Below are 19,831 nucleotides of genomic sequence, written 5' to 3' on the forward strand. Positions count from 1 at the left end.
TTCATATATCCTTTATTTCGCTAACTCATGAATTGCTTGCGCGTAAATTGCTGTTGCTTTTAATAAGTCTTCAATTTCAATGTACTCATCTTTTTGATGCGCAAGTTCTTCTTTTCCAGGGAATAGCGGGCCAAATGCAACGCCAGCTTTCAATGAACGGGCGTAAGTACCACCGCCGATTGCTAATAGCTCTGCTTTTTCTCCTGTTTGTTCTTCATACACGCGCTGCAGCGTACGAATTAATACGTGGTCTTTATCGACGTGATGCGGACGAGAGTTAGAATAATCCGCTACTTCAAATCCATGAATACTAACGTATTCTTTTAACTTCGCAATCATTTCTTCAAAGTTAGTCGTAACTGGGTAACGTACGTTTAACCCTAAGTTGCCACCGTTTTCTTTCGTATAAGAAAGGCGACCGACATTCACTGTTAACGGACCGCTAACTTCGTCTTTATAAGCAATAGTAGCTTTTTCACCAAAAATATCACCAGTAAATGTTTTTGCTGCAAATGTCGCAAATGCATTTGCTTTTCCATCAAGTGAAACTGTAGTTAAGAAGTTTGCTAATAGTAAACCTGCATTTTCTCCTTTTTCTGGAGTAGATCCGTGTGCTGAAATTCCTTCTATTTGCAACGTCACTGTATTTCCTTCTATAGTTGAGTTCCCTATTTTTTTAGCCGTTTTTAAATACTCTTCATATGCTACTGTAAGTGCATTTACATCTTCTCCTGTAATAACCGCTTTTGCAAAATCAGGAACCATGTTTAAACGGCGGCCTGACTCAAATGAAACGAGTTCATATACACCTTTTTTCTCTTCACTACCATTTTGCACAACTTGTATATCAGAAATTCCTTTTTCTGCATTAATAATTGGAAAGTCCGCGTCTGGCGCAAAACCGATTGTTGGCATTTCTTCGTTTTTAAAGTAGTGATCTACACATTTCCAGTTACTTTCTTCATCTGTTCCTAAAATCATACGAACGCGTTTTGAAAGAGGCAACCCTAATTCTTTCACAATTTTCATCGCATAATAAGCTGCCATCGTTGGGCCTTTATCATCAATTGCACCACGTGCAAAAATCTTTCCTTCGCGAATATCTGCACTATATGCAGGAGTCGTCCAGCCATCTCCTTCTGGTACAACATCAACATGACAAAGAATACCTACTAGTTCTTCTCCTTGTCCCATTTCAAGATGACCTGCATAACCTTCTAAATTTTTAGAAGAAAAACCTTCTAATTCTCCTTTATGTAACATGAAAGATAAAGCTTTTTCTACACCTTCACCGAACGGTGCGCCCTCTTTCGCCGACTCTTCTTCCCACACACTTTTAATTTGCAAAAATTGTTGTGTATCACGAATTAAATCATCTTTTCGTTTTGCAACTTCTTCTGTCCAATTAATCGCTGACATCACGCATCCATCCTTCGCTATATTATCTCTTTCATCATAGCAAACCGAAATCCCTTATGCCATACACGAAAGTCAAATACCGAACAATTGTAATATTTCAGATATTTCCCATTAGTTTTTCTTTTATTTTTTCAAAAAATTTTGCAGGAATTTGGCGTTTTACGTAGAATTTTAAGTGTTAGTTGACTGATCATATATACAATGTCAACTACCAATATTTTTCTATATGAAATTTTGTTAAACTTTTGTAAAATTTAAGTAGATTAAAGCATGAATTTTATCATGTAGAGTACAATGGTAGTAACGACCTTCTTTCCTGAATGGGGTCAAAAAAACTAGTAGAGGAGTGGTTTTCTCTTGAAACCTACAACTACTCGTATGCTAACACGCATTAAATCAATTTATATGTACATCAATGAAAACGGAACGGTAACGACGAAAGACCTTGTAGATGAGTTCGGGATCACACCGCGAACGATACAACGTGATCTAAATGTGTTGCAGTTTAATGAACTCGTGTATAGCCCTTGCCGCGGTAAGTGGACAACAACAGGAAAGAAAGTGAGAATGACCTCATAACGAAAAAATAATTGTATGTAAATAAATACATACCCCTTTCTAACTCATTAGAAAGGGGTCTTTTCTGCGCCTAAAAACAGGACTACTTCTCAGTATCTACTTGATATGTTTTTAACATTTCTACTTCTTCATCTGTTAGCTCTCGGTATTCTCCAAGTTCTAGTTCTTCATCTAATACTAACGGACCCATCTCTGTTCTCTTTAGGTAAACAACCTTTTTCCCTACTGCTTCAAACATGCGCTTCACTTGATGGAATTTTCCTTCTGTAATCACAAGCTCAATTTCAGAAACATCATCGCTTTTTAATATTGTAAGTGCACCTGGTTTCGTTTCATAACCATCGTCTAAAATAACACCTTTAGCAAACTCTTTTACATCCTCTTCCGTTACAACTCCTGCAACGTGTGCATAGTATTTTTTCGGCACATGCTTTTTCGGAGATAATAATTGATGTGATAACTTCCCGTCATTTGTTATCAATAAGAAACCTTCCGTATCGATATCAAGTCGTCCAACTGGGAACGGATCAAAGATTGCATCTTCTAGTTCTAATAAATCTATTACTGTTTCGTGATTATCATCTTCTGTAGCTGAAATTACACCTTGTGGCTTATGCAGCATTAAATAAACAAACTCTTTATATTCTACAACTTCACCGTGAATCATAACTTCTTGCTCTTCTACATTTACATGAACCTTTGCATCTTTCACCGGCGTTCCATCAATCTTCACAACGCCGTCTTTCAATAATTTCTTTACTTCTTTTCTACTTCCGTATCCCATATTCGCTAATAATTTATCTAATCTCACGTTTTTCACCTTCTTTATTTATCATAGAAAAGGGGACGTATTTACGCCCCTTTTGATTTCAACTTTATTTTGAATCTACTGCCAAGTTTACGCTGAATTTTCTCTAACGCTTCTCCGCCAAATACTCTTTCAAGTACTCCTGTGCGAATTGCTAACAGACCGTAAACAAGACCACCAACACCTGCACAAATCGCAACTGTAATTAAAGCACCAATACGGCCATCTGGCGAAATCATGAAGGATAGAATCCACTGTGATAGTTTTACCGCCACGACCATTACAAGTGTTAATACTGCAATTTGGAATGTTCTCTTATATACAACACCAAATGAATAGTGTGCATGTTTTTGGATTTGTCTATTCGTATACCATACGGAAGCTAAAAAACCGACTGCAGTAGCTAAAATCGCTCCTACTGTACCGAAATATCGAATAAAGATTACGTTACATACAAATTTCAAAATAACACCCATAACAAGTGCGACAATCGCATGTTTTTGTTGATTAATCCCTTGCAGAATCGCGGCTGTTACCGTAAATAAAGCAAATAACAATGCAACTGGTGCATACCACATTAACACTTGTCCACCTAATGGATCTGAATCGTAAAACGCAGTGTAAATTGGATAAGCCAGTGTTGAAATACCGACAACTGCTGGCAATGTTAAAAACATATTCGCCTGGAATGTTTGTGTAATTTGTAATTTTAAATAGCGATATTGTTTTTCCGTAAATGATTTTGTAATCGCTGGTACAAGCGTTAAACTAAACGCTGTTGCAAGCGATACTGGAATCATAATTAATTTATGCGTCCACATTGTGAAAATACCGAGCGCTCGCTCTGCGATATCACCTTGACCAATTGCCTGCATAATAGAGTTAAATGTCAATGTATCAATTTGTTGATATAAAGGAATTGTTAACCCAATTACAACGTAAGGAATTGCATACGCAAATAACTCTTTAAACAATTGAACGGTACTTACTGTCGATTCTGGTACAGTTTGTTCAATTAAATATTGATCCAAATATTTTTTACGTTTTAACCAGTACCAAATTAATACGCCGAGTGCTCCAACTGCTGAAACGAATGCAGCGAATGTCGCAACTCCGACTGCTGTTGCTACTGTACCGCCAAGTATTTTAATAACGATGAAACTACCCGCTAGTAAAAAGACGATACGAATAATTTGTTCAATAATTTGTGACACCGTAGTCGGTCCCATCGATTGGTGACCTTGGAAATAACCACGAATCAAACTTGCTGCCGGTACAACAATAAGTGCGAAACTTACGAGGCGAATAATCGTCGTAACTTCTTCTACCTTATTTTGTAAACTTTGTTTACCAAGCATTGCTTCTGCAAATAATGGTGCGGTCATGTACAGTACTAAAAAGGAAAGAACTCCTGTTACTATCATCATAACCATTCCCGAGCGGAACATTCTTCGGCTCGTTTTATAATCTCCAAGTGCATTATATTTGGAAACAAACTTTGAAACAGCAAGCGGCACCCCTGCCGTTGCAATACTTAAAAATATCGTATATGGAATATATCCATATGTATAGAGCGTTCCGCCTTCTGTGCCTACTAATGCATGAAACGGAAAGACGTAAATCATGCCTAAGAACTTTACTAAAAATGTCCCTAACGTCACAATAAGCGTTCCGCGCAGAAATTTTGAATCGGACATACGAAAATCCTCCTACTTCCTATATAACGCTGAACTCTAACTTTTGTATTGTACCACAATTCTCCCCTCAAGCAGTACTTCACTCTATTTTTCTTTTAAGGGAAAACATGCTATTCTTTTAGGCAGGAAATGTAGAAAATGAGGTCGATATATTATGCATTATGATGTTATTGTAATCGGTGGCGGGCCTTCTGGGCTAATGGCTGCAATCGGTGCTGCAGAAGAAGGCGCAAATGTCTTACTTCTTGATAAAGGAAATAAACTAGGGCGCAAACTTGCGATTTCTGGTGGTGGTCGTTGTAACGTAACGAACCGTCTACCACTTGATGAAATCGTTAAACATATACCAGGAAATGGCCGCTTCTTATACAGCGCTTTTTCTATTTTTAATAATGAAGATATTATTAAATTCTTCGAAAATCTCGGGGTAAAATTGAAAGAGGAAGATCATGGCCGTATGTTCCCTGTATCAAACAAAGCGCAATCGGTAGTAGACGCACTTTTAACACGATTAAAAGATTTAGGTGTAAAAATCCGTACAAATACACCTGTTGAAACGATTGAATATGAAAATGGTCAAACGAAAGCAGTTGTATTACAAACAGGCGAAGTGTTAGAAACGAATCACGTCGTTATCGCTGTTGGCGGAAAATCTGTTCCTCAAACTGGTTCTACTGGAGACGGATACGCTTGGGCTGAAAAAGGTGGTCATACAATTACAGAATTATTTCCAACAGAAGTACCAATCCTTTCAAACGAGCCATTTATACGTGATCGCTCATTACAAGGTCTTGCTTTACGTGATATAAACTTAAGCGTATTAAACCCGAAAGGAAAAGCTATCATTTCTCACAAAATGGACATGCTCTTCACTCATTTCGGCCTATCTGGTCCTGCTGCTCTTCGCTGTAGTCAATTCGTCGTGAAAGCACTGAAAAAGTTTAAAACGAATACAATACAAATGAGTATTGATGCATTACCAGAAGAAAATAGTGAACAACTATTCCAGCGCATGCTGAAACAAATGAAAGAAGATCCGAAAAAAGGAATTAAAAACGTGTTAAAAGGATACGTTCCCGAGCGTTACTTCCTATTCTTATTAGAAAAAAATGAAATTGACGGTAGCGAACAAGCTGGACAAGTTTCTCATGAAAAGATTCGTGCACTTGTGAAAGACTTTAAAGAATTTACTGTGAATGTAAATGGTACGCAGTCAATTGAAAAAGCATTCGTTACTGGCGGAGGCGTATCTGTTAAAGAAATTAATCCGAAAGAAATGTCTTCTAAATTCACGAATGGCTTATATTTCTGCGGAGAAGTTCTTGATATTCACGGTTATACGGGCGGTTATAACATTACATCCGCTCTCGTTACTGGTAGAATTGCTGGAACTACAGCTGGAGAAAATGCGAAAATGCAATATTAAAAAAGAAACAGCATTCCTGTTTCTTTTTTTATAGATACATGAAATTATGTCGGCTATTTTTCAAAAACATCCCCTCCCCTAACTTCCCATTACTTATTTGTTGCTTTATATACCTTAGTACCTTTATATTTTATATTGTTGAATATTTAAAAAAGGGTAAGGGGAAAACATATGAGAAAAAAAGTCATGGTGTCTTTAATGCTAATGACGTTTCTTTCTGCCGTAGAAGGAACGATTGTTAGTACAGCAATCCCTCGTATAACGAGTGATTTGTCAGGCGTCGAACTTGTTAGCTGGGTTTACGCAATTTATATGCTTGCCACAGCGGTTTCGACTCCAATATACGGAAAATTGGCTGATTTATTCGGTCGTAAAAAAGTTCTACTTATCGGAGCTACAATCTTTTTAATCGGCTCTGCACTTTGCGGTGTCGTTACATCGATGGAACAATTAATCTTCTTCCGTGCTCTTCAAGGTATAGGTGCTGGCGCTGTTATGCCAATCACAATGACGATTATTGGAGACTTATATAGCGAAGCGAAAGACCGCGCGAAAGCACAGGGCTGGATGAGTGCCGTTTGGGGTGTATCTGGTGTTGTCGGGCCGTTAGTAGGTGGTTTTTTAGTTGATTCTCTTTCTTGGCGCTATATTTTCTTCTTAAACGTTCCTTTCGGAATTATCGCTTGCTTAATGTTTGCCACTTCTTATAAGGAATCTGTTAAGTCTGCCGCCAAGCAGCATATCGACTATCTTGGTGCGACAGTCTTCTCATTAAGTACAATTGCTTTACTATACGCATTATTAACAGGTAGCAGTAAGCAAAACTGGGGAGACATTACAATCATCGGTCTATTAATCTTTTCGGCTGTGTCATTCATTATTTTCTTATACATCGAGAAAAAATCTCCGGAACCATTAATTCCGCTAGCACTTTTCTCTAACCGTACATTATCTACGATAAACATATTAACTCTTATTGCCGGTGCGATGATTATTAGTATTACAATGTACCTTCCAATTTGGAGCCAAGGTGTATTAGGAAAAAATGCGACAGAAGCTGGACTCATTTTAATGCCAATTCCTGTTATGTGGACGTTCGGTGCTATGTTCTCCGGTAACTTAGTTGGCAAATTACAAACGAAACAAATTATTTTACTCGGAGCTAGCATTTTATCAGTTGCTACCTTCTTATTATTTACATTGTCAACAAATTCACCATCGTTCCTTATTTATGTTGCAGTCGGATTATTCGGCTTAGGCATGGGGCTTGTGACACCTATTTACATGGTAACAATTCAAGCAGCCGTACCAGCTCATACACGCGGAACAGCCGTTGGTTTAAACACATTTATTAATACATTTAGTCAAACGTTAGGTGCTGCAATATTCGGTACAATCTTCAATACGATGATTCACGCACGTGGTATTAAAAACCTTGATCTTGTATCTGGCGGACACGGCGGAACTACAGCAAACGTAGCAACTGAATCACAATCTGCATTAGCAGCAAGTGTACACGTTATTTATATGAGTACTTTCGTATTAGCAGTATTTACATTAATTATTGCTTGGCTCTTATTAAAACCAGCTACACAAACAAGTGAGCAATAATAAAGAGGATGACCCAAATGGTCATCCTCTTTTATTCTTCATTCTCCACAATATGTTTAAGCACGGACAATTTATTATCCCAAAATCGTTCATAATATGAGAGCCACTGCTTTAATTCTTCTAACGGCTCCGGCTGCAAACAATATATCTTCTCTCTTCCACTCTTTCTTCCACTTACTAAATTCGCTTCTGAAAGAATATGAAGATGCTTCACAACAGCCGTACGACTCATCGGAAAATGATCCGTTATTTTTGAAATCGGTAACTCTTTATCACTTAATAACCGTAACACTTCTCGGCGGGTCGGATCAGCAATTGCTTGAAATACATCATATTTCGCTGCTGACGAAGACATTTATCCTTCAACAACCTTTTTCAGTTTTTCATTTACAATCGCTACCCAGCCGCCATTCATTCTATCGCGAATAATAGAGCTCTTCGCATTCGCTTTCGGCAGAATTTCATCAGGATGTTTCCAACCGCCGTGAATTAATGTAAATTCTGTTTTATTTTCTCCTAAGTCTCTCAAATGGAATGAAACAACCCAGCCATCTGTGTCCCATGAGAAAGATAAATGGTTTGGTTCATCAATTTCTAACACTTTACATGGTGACGGTCCAAATGGTGATTGAACATGAAACTCATGTCCTACCTCTAATTCAAAATCATTCGGCATAAACCATGATTCAATTCCTTCTGCAGTTGACACTACATTCCATACTTTTTGAATAGACGCGTTAAAAACGATTGTTTGTTTAATATCGTTTAATGTATTTTGTTGAGTCATTTTTTTAGCCCCTTTATCCAGCATTAAAACATAACACCTTTTAGTTGTATTTGAATAATATAACACCTTTTAGTTTCATGTCAACACTAATTCTTTTTACCGTTGAGAAATTCTCAACATTTTTTCAACAGGACAAACACCCTCTCAGCATTCCCTCATAATATACTCACAAAGGCAATAAAAAATAAAAACTTCTCTCAACATGAAACTCCATCATTCATATTGAAAGAAGCGCCTTACTTATATCATGCGTACATCGCCTCTCCTCCTTCCCTCAAGAGGCAATACGCAAGATATAAAAAATCAGAAGGAATATGCCCACCATTTGAGTAGGTAGTTATTTCTCTTCTCCTCAACATTTCCTTAGGAGCGAAATGACTACCGACTCACTTTTTTCAAACAAAATAAAAAGGGTAACTAACTGTTACGATTTATTTAACCAATTATAACCAAAGTTAATTAAATATATCAGTAAGCCCTGCTAGTCAAGTGATTGGCTAGTAGTGAGGGTTAACTGCGGGCAATCCCTAAAGCTGATTGAACTACAACGTGGCTAGAAATAGCGAGCGTGAATGTCGCGAAAGCAGAAAAAATCAATCAGATGATGCAAGGTTAAATCCTAAACATTAGAACAATGGGTCTTCCGCCTCGAATCATCTAAGTCAAAATGGATAAGATGAACGTTCAACGACTATCTCGTATAACTGACGAGAGTACACCACAAGCCTATGGTGGTGGAAAAATCCTCTATCTCTAAAGAGATAAACATATAGTCTGCGCTCATGTGAAAACATGAGAAGTTCATAAGAGAACTGGCTAAGGAATTGCGCCCTTAGTTGAACGAGATACATTTAATTAAATCTATCAAACCTCATTGAATCTATCGAACGTATGTGCTATGTTAAATTCAATGAGGTAAGGATAATAATGAAATTTTTACGAGTTAGTCAAGTATCAGAATTAACAGGTTTGCATCCGAGTGCTCTCAGGAGAATGCTAGTGGAACACGCTACTATTCAGAAGAACAAATCTTTCATTAAAGGAGTTAAATTCTGATGATATTGGCGAAGAAAGTCAGACTAATTCCAACGCCTGAACAAGAAAAAGTGCTTAGAAACCATGCTGGCGCTGCAAGATTCGCTTATAACTATTGTAAAAGAATGAGTGATAGATACTATAAGCTATTTGGAAAATCTGTTTCACAGTTAGCTTTACAGAAACGATTTACAAAGATCAAGAAGCGAAAGAGATATGAGTGGTTAAATGACATCAACGCACAAGTTCCTAAACAGGCTTCAAAAGATTTTGATAAGGCGAGAAAAAATTCGTTCAAAAAGTACAAAAATGGTTTTCACACTTCTTATAAATCTAAAAAAGATTTAACCCAGGGATTTTATGCCAATTATGAAAGACTGATTATAGGAAAAAAAGTAGTTCATATTCAGTCTATTGGAGAAGTGAAAACAAGCCAACAACTACCAAGGAACAAAAAAAACATCCAATCCAAGAGTTACCTTTGATGGTCGTCACTGGTGGATTTGTGTAGGGTTTGAAGAATCCTTTGAATTCCAAGAACTAACCCATGAGTCGATTAGTGTGGATGTTGGTTTAAAAGAGCTTTTTGTAGCTTCTAATGGTATGAAAGAACGAAATATAAACAAAGATGCTAAGGTTAAAAAACTTTTGAAAAGGAAAAAGTCAGCACAAAGAGATATGTCTAGGAGATTTAAAAATGGTGTAAAAATTCAGTCTGCCGGATATGAAAAAGCGAAAGCTGAGCACCTGCGGTTATCTAGGAAAATTACGAATATCCGAAATAACCATATCCATCAAGCAACAGCTACATTGGTGAAAACCAAACCAATGAGGATTGTTGTGGAAGACTTATCTATCTCAAACCTGTTAAAAAACAAAAAACTATCGAAGGCACTTTCCTTTCAAAAATTAAACCTCTTCTTTCAATGTTTGTCATACAAGTGCGAGAAGTATGGCATTGAGTATGTAAAAGCTGATAAATGGGTCGCTTCAAGCAAGATTTGCTCATGTTGCGGAGTTAAATACGACCATTCAGTTCAATCAGAAGGACAGTGGAGTTTAAAGATTCGTGAGTGGCGTTGTGTTAGGTGCAATAGCCATCATGATAGGGATGTAAATGCTGCGATAAATTTATCAAGATGGGTAAAATAAATGCTTGATAATAGGAGGTAAGGATACTGCCTCGTGTGGAGTGTTATACCCCTCGTCCCTTCGGGGTTGCGAGAACACGATGAAGCACTAACTTGTGTAAATTTGATTGAATTATATAGATTTAGTTAAGTTTATCGTATCGGGATGAAAACTATGTTCTATTGCATTAACTGTTCTGACATTCACCATGAAAAACATCCGAATGATAAAGTATTCAAAAACGGTTTTTATATTGATCCATTTTTAGGTGATCGTTATCACCTTGGTATGTGTAAAGATGCCCAAGATCATGAAACAGAGGCAAACCTTTTAACGACAAAGAAATTAGGCGCACCCCAATCTATTATGAACGTATTACCAACCCATGTTGTCCCAACATAAAGTGAAACTTTAATCAGTGGGGGGTTTTATTCATCCCCCACTGATTATTAGTTGAACCAATCGGGCTTTTACGGGCAATTGCCTCCCACCTAACTTCCTCGTATGCGCTAAATTTTGAGGTGGGAGTCTTACTGCCCGTTAATGCGGGATAAAGCATAAAAAAGAGCTGGCTCACCCAGCTCTTTTTTATGCTTTATAAACAATCATTGCTGAAAAACAATAAATTTGGTTTTCATCATCGTTAATAGAAACACCAACTTGGTACTTAATATCTACAAAGTGACTATCATCAATCTTTTTCAAAAACACATTTACAGCGTCTTCTAAGTCTTTTTCGTGACTTTCATCAAACACTTTCACACGAATCATGTTCACACCATCCTAGATCGCAGCCCTCCGCCGCTTGATTATTGCCACGGTGCGTATCTATGATGCGATAAAACTTTCCATTTTCATATATATATCCGTCTTCTAACACATATTGTTTATCTTCAGTATAGACATAAAACTTACCTATCATAAATTTACTCGTATATAATTCCAAATAATTTGATCTAAATTTAGCTACAACTTTATTTGTAATATCAATTTTTATTGTGTGCCCCACCTTCTCTCCCTCCTTTGCAAAGAACGGATTTAGGTATATTGTATTAGCGATTTTACATTTTATGCTTAAAAATAAGTGGATATGCCCCTTCTTCACCCTGTACTATTTTTCTAAAAAAGTCACCTATATTTATTTCACATAAAACCATAAAAAAATACATAAAAAAAGACCTTTTACATATTGACTCAAATGTACTCAATATGGTATTATATAAAATTTGACATTTTTATGAACTTATGTTATCATTAAAAGTGGTTACCACATATGGAGGTGGATGATTTGTTTCAAATTGGTGATAAAATCGTTTATCCAATGCACGGTGCAGGGATCATCGAAGCAATTGAGGAGAAAGAAATATTAGGTACTTCGCGTCAATATTGTGTGATACGCATCCTTAGTAAAGATATGCAAGTAATGCTTCCGATGGATCAATTACAAAAATCAGGTATTCGTTATATCGTCGATAAAGGTACGTTAAATGATATACTTCTTGAATTTCAAAATGGGGAATCAGACCCATCACTCTCATGGAAACAAAGATATACAATGAATATGGAAAAAATGAAAAACGGCAATCTGCAAGATAGTGCAGAAGTTGTTCGGGATTTACTTCGCCGTAATAAAGAAAGAGCATTAAATGCGAGCGAAAAACAAATGCTAGATAATGCACGTAAAATGATGATTAGTGAAGTTGCGCTCGTACAAGACGTTTCTGAACATCAAGCGACAGAATTTCTTCAAGAGACAATTAATCATTAAATTTAAAATAGCTCGCGCTATTTTTTTTTGCCAAAAAGGACAAAGAGATAAAACTCTTTGTCCTTTTCATATTATCCACGCCCAGCTTGAAAAGATGGGTATAAAGTCATTCCACCATCTGCAAATAACGTAATTCCAGTTACGTAACTCGCCTCTGATGAAGCGAGCCAAGTTGCTACTGCTGCGATTTCTTCAGGTTTTCCAATATAGCCCATCGGTATCATACTTTCTACGTCAGCACGCTGCTTTGGATCAGCAAACTTTTCAGCATTAATTGGCGTATTTATTGCACCTGGTCCAATATTATTTACTCGAATACCTTTTGGTGCATACTCTAACGCTAACGTTTCTGTCATAAGTTTAATACCGCCCTTACTTGCTGCGTAGTGCACAAATAGTGGCCACGGAATTTTCTCATGAACGCTAGACATATTAATGACAGATCCTTTAATGTCGTGTTCCACAAAATATTTAATCGCTTCACGGCTTCCTAAAAAAGCGCCTGTTAAATTTGTATTGATTACTTTATTCCAATCTTCTAACGGCATTTCATGCGACGGTACCGCGTTTTCTATTCCTGCATTATTAATCATAACGTCGAGCGTACCAAACTCTTTCACAGCAGATTGAATGAGATTCATAACATCTGCCTCGACCGTCACATCACCTTTTACAGCAATCGCTTCTCCGCCTACCTTTTTAATTTCTTCTAACACATCATTCGCTTCTGAATCTCGTGAGCGATAGTTAATAACGACCTTTGCTTTCTCCTTAGCAAACCTTACTCCCATCGCTCTTCCGAGACCCGTTGCTGATCCTGTAATAACGACGACTTTCCCTTCTAAATCACTATACATTTCAATACCTCCTTAACCTTTTGCAATTCCTAACATAATTCCAGCTGCAATAATAAAAACGATCCCAACAACGATACCTGTTAATTGACGTTTCGTTTTTCTTTCGCCTAATATAAGAATCCCGCCAAGCGTCGAAATAACAATTCCCATTTGCGATAGTGAAAAGCTTGTTGCGACTCCGACACGCGGCTGCGAAATGAATAAAAACATATTTCCAGCTGCCCAAATTAATCCTGGAACAATATTTCGTATCGCATATTTATTAAATGGATGATGTTTAAACGTAAGTAAAATACCTCCTAACACCATACCAACTGCTTGTGGTAATAAAGCCGACCAACCATCTACGTTAAATAGCCTAATAACTACTACGTAAACTAAATAACCGACTGTTGAAATTAATAAAATTATGATGCCCCTTTTAAAATTTGCTGCTTGCTCTGCATTTTTTTCTTCTTCACTTTGAAGTGACGTTAAAATAACACCGATAAGAATACAAACGAGCGCTAAAATTCCAAGGACGACTGAAATTGTCGTGGACCATTCATGAAATACGATAACGCCAAATAAAGTCGTCGCAACTAATTGCAGTCCTGTTGAAATTGGCATCGTCCTCGAAACACCCATTAAATCAATACTTTTCAATTGATTCGCCTGACCAAGTGCCCAAAATAAACCTGACACAATTCCAACTCCAATAACGGTAGGAGTTAATACTGGCTTTACAAAAATATAAACAACAATCGAGAAAATAAGTGCACCAAGCGTTGTGCCAAGCGTTTGACTATACGGTCCACCGCCCAGTTTCACGTTAAATAGCACAATACTTCCCCAAAATATGGCTGGTAAAATCGCTAAAAATATATCCATGGCTCATTACCTTTCTTTACGAAATGTCATCAGTTACCGCTCTACACTGTTAGAGTGTGCTTTCATTTTTTCTTTCGCTTGTGCGCAAACCTTTTCTGCGATCGCACTAGAAACATTTTTTTCTCTTTCCACTTTCTTGATCTTTATGTGATCTAAATTATCTTCCAAAGTAAGTGTAACTTTGTCATTTGGCGGATTATGTGCACCTTGAAAAGTAAGAAATTGTAGCGTCACTTCAAATCGAGGAACGAATTCATCTTTCTTGCCGAGACGCTTTATATTTATAACTGAATCACATTCATATTGATCTTCTGTCGCTTGCCTTATAACGGAGTAATATCGATTTAAGAGCGCACTCTCTAAAAGTTGTTCTTTCGATTCTTTCGCCAAAGAGTCGCTTGGAGAAAAGAGAAAGATAGAACATATCATCGTCATCATTACACATATTTTTTTCATAATGCCCTCCTTGTTCTATAAATTAGTGTTCTCAAAAATACCATAAAAAAACGACTTCCCCTATTCAGGAAAGTCGTTTTAATGAATCCAATATTAACCACCGCTCACCGGCGGTATGAGTGCAACAACATCACCAGATTGAATTTTATCATCTTCATTTGCGTATTCTTCATTAATTGCAACCATAATTGGCGCTGATACTGGTACATTATATTCATTGGCAACAATATCTTTTAACTCTGCAACCGTAATATTTTCTTTCTCTATTCGTAATTCACTTGTTCCTGCTTCTTCTTGCAAGTGCGCAAATAACAATACTCGAATCATACTTATAACTCCTTCCCAGGCTCTCCCGCCGGATATGGCGTTTTTTCTAATTGGTCACCAATCCACGAGTCACCATCTTCCCAAAACTCCTTTTTCCAAATGGGAACGATTTGTTTTATGCGTTCCATAATATATTCATTCGCTTCATAGGCCGCTTTACGATGCGGTGTTGAAACAGCCACAACAACCGCGATATCAGAAATTTGCAATGTACCGATGCGATGCGTGATCGCAACGTGTGTACCTGGCCATTTCTCCTTCACTTCTGAGCCGATTTTCTGTAGCATCTTTTCTGCCATCGTCTTATAAGCGACATACTCTAAGTATAATGTACGACGCCCTTTCGTAAACTCCCTAACCGTTCCAATAAACGTTGTAACAGCACCGCATTCACGGCGAATTACTTTCTTCGCTACCTCTTCAATCGAGATTTCTGTATCAATTACTTCATAATATGTATTTATCATTTCGCACTCCTAACCGTTTGTAAAAACCAGTCTATGTACAACTTTTCTTCTGTTATATGAAATACTTTATATTCTTCTCGTAAATTTACCGGCGCATTATACCACGTAATGACCGCTACTACATTTTCTACTTTATGTACAAGTTCAACGTCTTCCGCAGAACGAAGTAACACTACTTTCGGATAGTTCTCTTTTTTATAGCCCTCTATTAAAATTGTAGCCACTTCAAAAAACTCATATAAGCGAATAATTTCTTGTAAGGACCATTCCTCTCTTAACGAAGAAAGTGAAAGTAATCCCGCACCTTCTACACTACTTACGACAGCACCGGCTTTTCTGTGTCTTTCACTATCTTTTTGTGCTACTTCTGGAAAACCTCCGTGCCCGTGATGTTTAATTGTAGCAACTTTCATTTCGCTTTCGGCTAAAGCATGCACAACTTTCTCTACAAGTGTTGTTTTCCCGCTATTTTGATACCCTACTATTTGTATGATTGAAGAGGCTTTTCCCAAGGCCAATCACATCCCTCCGAATGCTCTAACAATAATACGGATACTTTCATCCCTGCCTCAAATCCTCTCGTTCCTCCAGGCAACACGATAAACGCATTTGCATCCGCAAGTGAAGATACCGCACTCGATTTATCTAAACCGACCGGCATCGCTTGTAATGCCCCATCCACGATCGTCACGTTTGCTCTTACGAAACGAGTAAATGGATTTGGCTTTGGAAAATCTTTTTGTAAAATAGCATCAGCTCTATATACGTGAGGCTCCTTCGCATACAAATACGTTTTTATAATCGGATGCACAAATAATTCAAAGCCTACATAACAAGCAGACGGATTCCCTGATAAACCGAAAAGTAACTTTCCATCAACTTCAGCTACTGTCGTTACACTTCCTGGTCTCATCGCTATTTTATTAAAGAGGACATTCGCCTGTAATCTTTCATATATAGCTGGTAAGTAGTCATAATCTCCTACCGAAACACCGCCTGTTGTAATTAAAATATCAACCTCATCCATCGCCGATTGAACAGCTGTAAAACATGCATCTAGCTCATCAGCCAGTTGGCCATAATATCGGACCTTTCCACCAGCTTTCATAATTTGAGCGGCAATCATATAAGAGTTACTGTTTCTAATCTTTCCTGGTTCTAACGACTCGTGTACTTCTAGTAATTCACTCCCTGTCGTTACAATACCGACAACAGGCTGTTTTACAACTTTCACAGTACTATATCCAAACGTCGCTAATAGCGCAGCAACACCTGGATTAATTGCAACACCTTTCTTAACGAGAACTTGATTTTGTTTTATATCTTCTCCTTTAAATGACACATTGTCACCACTATTAAAAGGACGCTTTAACCTCATATATGTTTTTCCGTTCTTCTCAAATCCTTCTGTCAGTTCTAGCATTACGACTGCATTGCAATTCTCTGGAATAGCTGCTCCCGTCATAATACGAACTGCTTCAAAAGAACCTACCTCTTTTACAAAAACAGACCCCGCTCCAATTTCTCCTATCACTTCAAATTCAACTGGATTCTCTTGATTCGCTTCTTTCGTATCTTCTGCTCGAATTGCGAAACCATCGTAAGGAGAACGATCAAAATGAGGAACGTCATGATCTGAGACAACACCTTCCCCAAGAATTCTCCCGTAACTTTCCGTAATAGAAACTTCTTCTACTTCACCATGCTTCGCATATTTCATTACCCGCTCTACTGCCTCAGCAACTTGAATTGGAATTCGTTTTTCTACCATCGTTTCTCACCTCATATTTGCAATTTTTTTTATCTCGATTAAACTTTATATATTAAACAGAAATTACTTCAAGGAGGAATTCCATGTCTTCATTCACACACTTTAATGACCAAGGACGCGCGAAGATGGTTGATATAAGCGACAAAAAAACAACCGTTCGAACAGCAATTGCGTGCTCTAGCATTGTAGTTACGAAAGAAATTTACGATAAAATCTCTCACAATGAAATTGGGAAAGGTGACGTATTAGCAGTTGCCCAAATCGCAGGCATTATGGCTGCAAAACGCACTTCTGATATTATCCCAATGTGCCATCCTTTATTATTAAAAGGTGTTGACGTTTCTTTCGATTGGCAACAATCAAATGAACAATATCGATTACTTATTGAAGTAAAAGTTAAAACAGAAGGTAGCACTGGCGTTGAAATGGAAGCTTTAACAGCTGCTTCTGCTACGGCTCTTACCGTGTATGATATGTGTAAAGCTGTTGATAAAAGTATGATTATTGGTGAAACGTACTTACTTGAAAAAACAGGTGGAAAAAGTGGCGATTATACGAGAAATTCGTAATCCTCTCCGTTGAACCTAAAGGATTTCCTTTAGGTTCAACCTATATATCTTGCATATAAACTTTTCGCTACATTCATATCATTTGTCCCATGAATAAACGCCCTACCATCTGTAAATAGAACAAATCGATATTCTTCTATCGGGAATGATAATAAATAAGGTGTTGCCTTTACCTCTACACTTTTTTGTAAGCGCTTTTTAGTTTCTTCTAAATTAAAATCTTTCCGCATCCCTGGACGAATTTGTACTGTATTCCGCCCACATAACACTTCCGTTTTCGTTTGTGCTTCAAATGTTAAACTCGGATATGTACGTAATCTTCCACAAGATAAACACGTATCTTTTTTCTGCCTATTCACTTTAAATGCCATCTGCTGATTATTCCAAAGGTCAAACGATAGCATCGTTTCACGAAGCGCACCAAAGTCTTCTACTAATATTTTCAACGCTTCTGTTATTTGATGCGCAACTACTAACTGCACCGCTGGCTGTATAATACCAACTGTATCACATGTTGCTCCACTCGCCGGATGCTCCATTAAACAGCGGAAACACGGTGTTTTCCCTGGTAAAATTGTATAAGTCACTCCGTAACTTCCGACACAACCACCATATATCCACGGAATATTATACTTTTGTGAAATATCATTAATGAGAAGACGCGTTTCAAAATTATCTGTCGCATCTAATATTAAGTCTACACCATTCACTAGTTCTTCCATTTCTTGCACCGTTACATCAGTTACAACTGGATTAATTTCCACCTCAGAATTAATCGCTTTTAAATGTTCTGCTGCCGCTACCGCCTTCGGTTTATACTGCTTTGCATCTTCTTCTGTATATAATTGTTGTCTTTGTAAATTGCTCCATTCTACATAATCGCGATCTGCAATCGTTACTTTTCCAACACCTGCTCTAACAATCGCTTCTGCATTTGCCGCACCTAGGGCACCAGCGCCGATAATAAGCACATGCTTCTCTCTTATTTTTCGCTGCCCTTCTTCTCCAACACCAGGAAATAATATTTGTCTTGAATATCGCTCCTGCATACGATAGCCCCCTTCCTTATCCTCCTATATAAGACATTTCAATTTTCGGACGATTTTTTGCACTTTCTTCTGTCCGTTCATCTGAATATCTATCTTTTCTATTCATCCATACATCTTGTATAACATGTAATAGCTCTTCATCCGAAAGATTATCTCTAAGAAGTTCCCTTATATCCAATCCTTCCGTCGCAAACAAACAAGTATAGAACTTTCCATCCGCCGAAATTCTCGCTCTCGTACAAGAAGAACAAAACGACTCAGAAACAGAAGTAATAAAACCGACCTCTACATTTGTTCCAACATACCGATATCGTTTCGCAACTTCACCAAAATAATGCGCTTCAGCTTGCTCAAGCGGATACACTCCATGAATTGTCTCAATTAATTCCCGCTTCGTAACTACTTGATCAAAATTCCATCCATTCGTACTACCAACGTCCATAAACTCAATAAATCTAAGCGTGATTCCTTGTTCTTTAAAATATGCAGCCATCGGTAGTACTTGATGATCGTTCATCCCTTTTTTCACAACCATATTTACTTTTACTTCAAGCCCTGCCTCTTTTGCTGCTATAATGCCCTTAATCACAGGTTTCGTATTAATATTTCGACCATTAATATTTCTAAATGTATCATCATCTATCGCATCTAAACTAACATTCACTCTATGTAATCCAGCTTCTTTTAATGCCTTCGCTTGCTTCGTTAAATGAATTGCATTCGTCGTTAACCCTATATCTACTAGCCCGTCAATTTTCACGAGACATGCAATAAGTTTTGTTAAATCTTTACGAAGCAGTGGTTCGCCACCAGTAAGTCTAATTTTTCGTACACCGATGCTAACAAACACTTTTGCCAAACGTTCAATTTCATCAAACGTCAGTAAAAACTCATCTTTCAAAAAAGCATAATCAGGCCCAAATACTTCTGCTGGCATACAATATGTACATCTAAAATTGCAACGATCAATGACAGATATGCGTAAATCTTGAAGTGGGCGTCCAAAAAAGTCTTTAACCATCTCCTGCATCGCCACCCTCCCTTTCTGCCAAATTTCTTTCTTTTCATTCTATTATAATATATTTTCGAACTGCGATGTTTTTGCTAAGGTGAATAAAGTGAAACTTTAAACAATAGGAAGTTATCCATTCCCCTCTGATTAGCGAGAGTTACTCTCAAATACTGGGATAAAAAAACCTTGAAA

General features: G+C 37.5%; 22 protein-coding genes and 1 pseudogene. 7 read left to right on the forward strand and 16 right to left on the reverse strand.

What is annotated here, in order from left to right:
- Window positions 1-12 precede the first annotated feature (12 nt).
- The gene (gene pepV, locus ACUN26_RS20105; RefSeq protein ID WP_001274245.1) at window positions 13-1,419 is read right to left on the reverse strand and encodes a dipeptidase PepV; all 1,407 of its coding nucleotides are present in this window, start codon (window positions 1,417-1,419) and stop codon (window positions 13-15) included.
- Window positions 1,420-1,776: 357 nt separating this feature from the next.
- Between pepV and ACUN26_RS20110 the strand changes: the two genes are divergently transcribed.
- Window positions 1,777-1,998, forward strand: a complete 222-nt coding sequence (locus ACUN26_RS20110) for a DeoR family transcriptional regulator (protein WP_000805512.1) — start codon at window positions 1,777-1,779, stop codon at window positions 1,996-1,998.
- 82 nt (window positions 1,999-2,080) lie between these two features.
- Here the strand turns inward: ACUN26_RS20110 and ACUN26_RS20115 are convergent, their stop codons facing one another.
- Window positions 2,081-2,809, reverse strand: coding sequence for a pseudouridine synthase (locus ACUN26_RS20115; protein WP_001234943.1), 729 nt, complete (start codon window positions 2,807-2,809; stop codon window positions 2,081-2,083).
- A 41-nt stretch (window positions 2,810-2,850) separates the two neighbouring features.
- On the reverse strand, window positions 2,851-4,503 hold the full coding sequence (locus tag ACUN26_RS20120; RefSeq protein ID WP_001284037.1) for a putative polysaccharide biosynthesis protein: 1,653 nt from the start codon (window positions 4,501-4,503) through the stop codon (window positions 2,851-2,853).
- 154 nt (window positions 4,504-4,657) lie between these two features.
- Here ACUN26_RS20120 and ACUN26_RS20125 point away from each other — a divergent pair, with 154 nt between their 5' ends.
- Window positions 4,658-5,929 carry a BaiN/RdsA family NAD(P)/FAD-dependent oxidoreductase gene (locus ACUN26_RS20125; RefSeq protein WP_000558856.1) on the forward strand — a complete coding sequence of 424 codons (1,272 nt, stop codon included), beginning with the start codon at window positions 4,658-4,660 and terminating at the stop codon, window positions 5,927-5,929.
- Window positions 5,930-6,100: 171 nt separating this feature from the next.
- On the forward strand, window positions 6,101-7,540 hold the full coding sequence (locus ACUN26_RS20130) for an MDR family MFS transporter (protein ID WP_001228037.1): 1,440 nt from the start codon (window positions 6,101-6,103) through the stop codon (window positions 7,538-7,540).
- 31 nt (window positions 7,541-7,571) lie between these two features.
- Here the strand turns inward: ACUN26_RS20130 and ACUN26_RS20135 are convergent, their stop codons facing one another.
- A complete protein-coding gene (locus ACUN26_RS20135; RefSeq protein ID WP_000098843.1) occupies window positions 7,572-7,895 on the reverse strand; it encodes an ArsR/SmtB family transcription factor in 324 nt (107 codons plus the stop codon).
- Window positions 7,896-8,327, reverse strand: coding sequence for an SRPBCC family protein (locus ACUN26_RS20140; protein ID WP_000193760.1), 432 nt, complete (start codon window positions 8,325-8,327; stop codon window positions 7,896-7,898).
- 1,055 nt (window positions 8,328-9,382) lie between these two features.
- Between ACUN26_RS20140 and ACUN26_RS20145 the strand changes: the two are divergent.
- A pseudogene (locus ACUN26_RS20145) lies at window positions 9,383-10,514 on the forward strand (RNA-guided endonuclease InsQ/TnpB family protein).
- Between the two features lie 153 nt (window positions 10,515-10,667).
- Window positions 10,668-10,895, forward strand: coding sequence for a DUF3973 domain-containing protein (locus ACUN26_RS20150; protein WP_000498976.1), 228 nt, complete (start codon window positions 10,668-10,670; stop codon window positions 10,893-10,895).
- Between the two features lie 186 nt (window positions 10,896-11,081).
- On the opposite strand, the gene ACUN26_RS20155 is transcribed toward ACUN26_RS20150, so the two are convergent.
- Both ACUN26_RS20155 and ACUN26_RS20160 read right to left on the reverse strand, forming a co-directional pair.
- A complete protein-coding gene (locus ACUN26_RS20155) occupies window positions 11,082-11,264 on the reverse strand; it encodes a sporulation protein Cse60 (RefSeq protein ID WP_000621749.1) in 183 nt (60 codons plus the stop codon).
- Entirely contained in the window at window positions 11,242-11,502 is a 261-nt protein-coding gene (locus ACUN26_RS20160; RefSeq protein ID WP_000510186.1) for a DUF2553 family protein, read from the reverse strand. Before ACUN26_RS20160 ends, ACUN26_RS20155 begins: the two co-directional genes overlap by 23 nt.
- A gap of 264 nt (window positions 11,503-11,766) precedes the next feature.
- Between ACUN26_RS20160 and ACUN26_RS20165 the strand changes: the two genes are divergently transcribed.
- Complete coding sequence (locus tag ACUN26_RS20165) at window positions 11,767-12,261, forward strand: CarD family transcriptional regulator (protein WP_000451448.1); 495 nt, start codon at window positions 11,767-11,769, stop codon at window positions 12,259-12,261.
- Between the two features lie 71 nt (window positions 12,262-12,332).
- On the opposite strand, the gene ACUN26_RS20170 is transcribed toward ACUN26_RS20165, so the two are convergent.
- From ACUN26_RS20170 to moeA, 7 genes are all read right to left on the reverse strand, one after another.
- Window positions 12,333-13,118, reverse strand: coding sequence for a glucose 1-dehydrogenase (locus ACUN26_RS20170; RefSeq protein WP_000286691.1), 786 nt, complete (start codon window positions 13,116-13,118; stop codon window positions 12,333-12,335).
- 12 nt (window positions 13,119-13,130) lie between these two features.
- Window positions 13,131-13,988 (reverse strand): glucose uptake protein GlcU, encoded by an 858-nt coding sequence (glcU, locus tag ACUN26_RS20175; protein WP_000350876.1) that lies wholly within the window; start codon window positions 13,986-13,988, stop codon window positions 13,131-13,133.
- Window positions 13,989-14,021: 33 nt separating this feature from the next.
- A complete protein-coding gene (locus tag ACUN26_RS20180) occupies window positions 14,022-14,444 on the reverse strand; it encodes a DUF3888 domain-containing protein (RefSeq protein WP_000717664.1) in 423 nt (140 codons plus the stop codon).
- Window positions 14,445-14,537: 93 nt separating this feature from the next.
- A complete protein-coding gene (gene moaD, locus ACUN26_RS20185; protein WP_000621781.1) occupies window positions 14,538-14,771 on the reverse strand; it encodes a molybdopterin converting factor subunit 1 in 234 nt (77 codons plus the stop codon).
- A gap of 2 nt (window positions 14,772-14,773) precedes the next feature.
- Complete coding sequence (gene moaE / locus ACUN26_RS20190; protein ID WP_000611223.1) at window positions 14,774-15,238, reverse strand: molybdopterin synthase catalytic subunit MoaE; 465 nt, start codon at window positions 15,236-15,238, stop codon at window positions 14,774-14,776.
- Window positions 15,235-15,756: a molybdopterin-guanine dinucleotide biosynthesis protein B gene (gene mobB / locus ACUN26_RS20195; protein ID WP_002093154.1), complete on the reverse strand. Its 522-nt coding sequence runs from the start codon at window positions 15,754-15,756 to the stop codon at window positions 15,235-15,237. Before mobB ends, moaE begins: the two co-directional genes overlap by 4 nt.
- Window positions 15,720-17,009 (reverse strand): molybdopterin molybdotransferase MoeA, encoded by a 1,290-nt coding sequence (gene moeA / locus ACUN26_RS20200; protein WP_000229711.1) that lies wholly within the window; start codon window positions 17,007-17,009, stop codon window positions 15,720-15,722. The genes mobB and moeA overlap by 37 nt, the downstream gene beginning before the upstream one ends.
- Window positions 17,010-17,092: 83 nt before the next feature.
- Between moeA and moaC the strand changes: the two genes are divergently transcribed.
- Window positions 17,093-17,578: a cyclic pyranopterin monophosphate synthase MoaC gene (gene moaC, locus ACUN26_RS20205; protein WP_000094155.1), complete on the forward strand. Its 486-nt coding sequence runs from the start codon at window positions 17,093-17,095 to the stop codon at window positions 17,576-17,578.
- Between the two features lie 35 nt (window positions 17,579-17,613).
- Here the strand turns inward: moaC and ACUN26_RS20210 are convergent, their stop codons facing one another.
- Both ACUN26_RS20210 and moaA read right to left on the reverse strand, forming a co-directional pair.
- Window positions 17,614-18,627, reverse strand: coding sequence for a molybdopterin-synthase adenylyltransferase MoeB (locus tag ACUN26_RS20210; protein ID WP_001158073.1), 1,014 nt, complete (start codon window positions 18,625-18,627; stop codon window positions 17,614-17,616).
- Window positions 18,628-18,643: 16 nt separating this feature from the next.
- Window positions 18,644-19,657 (reverse strand): GTP 3',8-cyclase MoaA, encoded by a 1,014-nt coding sequence (moaA, locus tag ACUN26_RS20215; protein WP_001157121.1) that lies wholly within the window; start codon window positions 19,655-19,657, stop codon window positions 18,644-18,646.
- Between the last annotated feature and the right edge of the window lie 174 nt (window positions 19,658-19,831).

Source organism: Bacillus sp. WC2503, assembly GCF_052682895.1.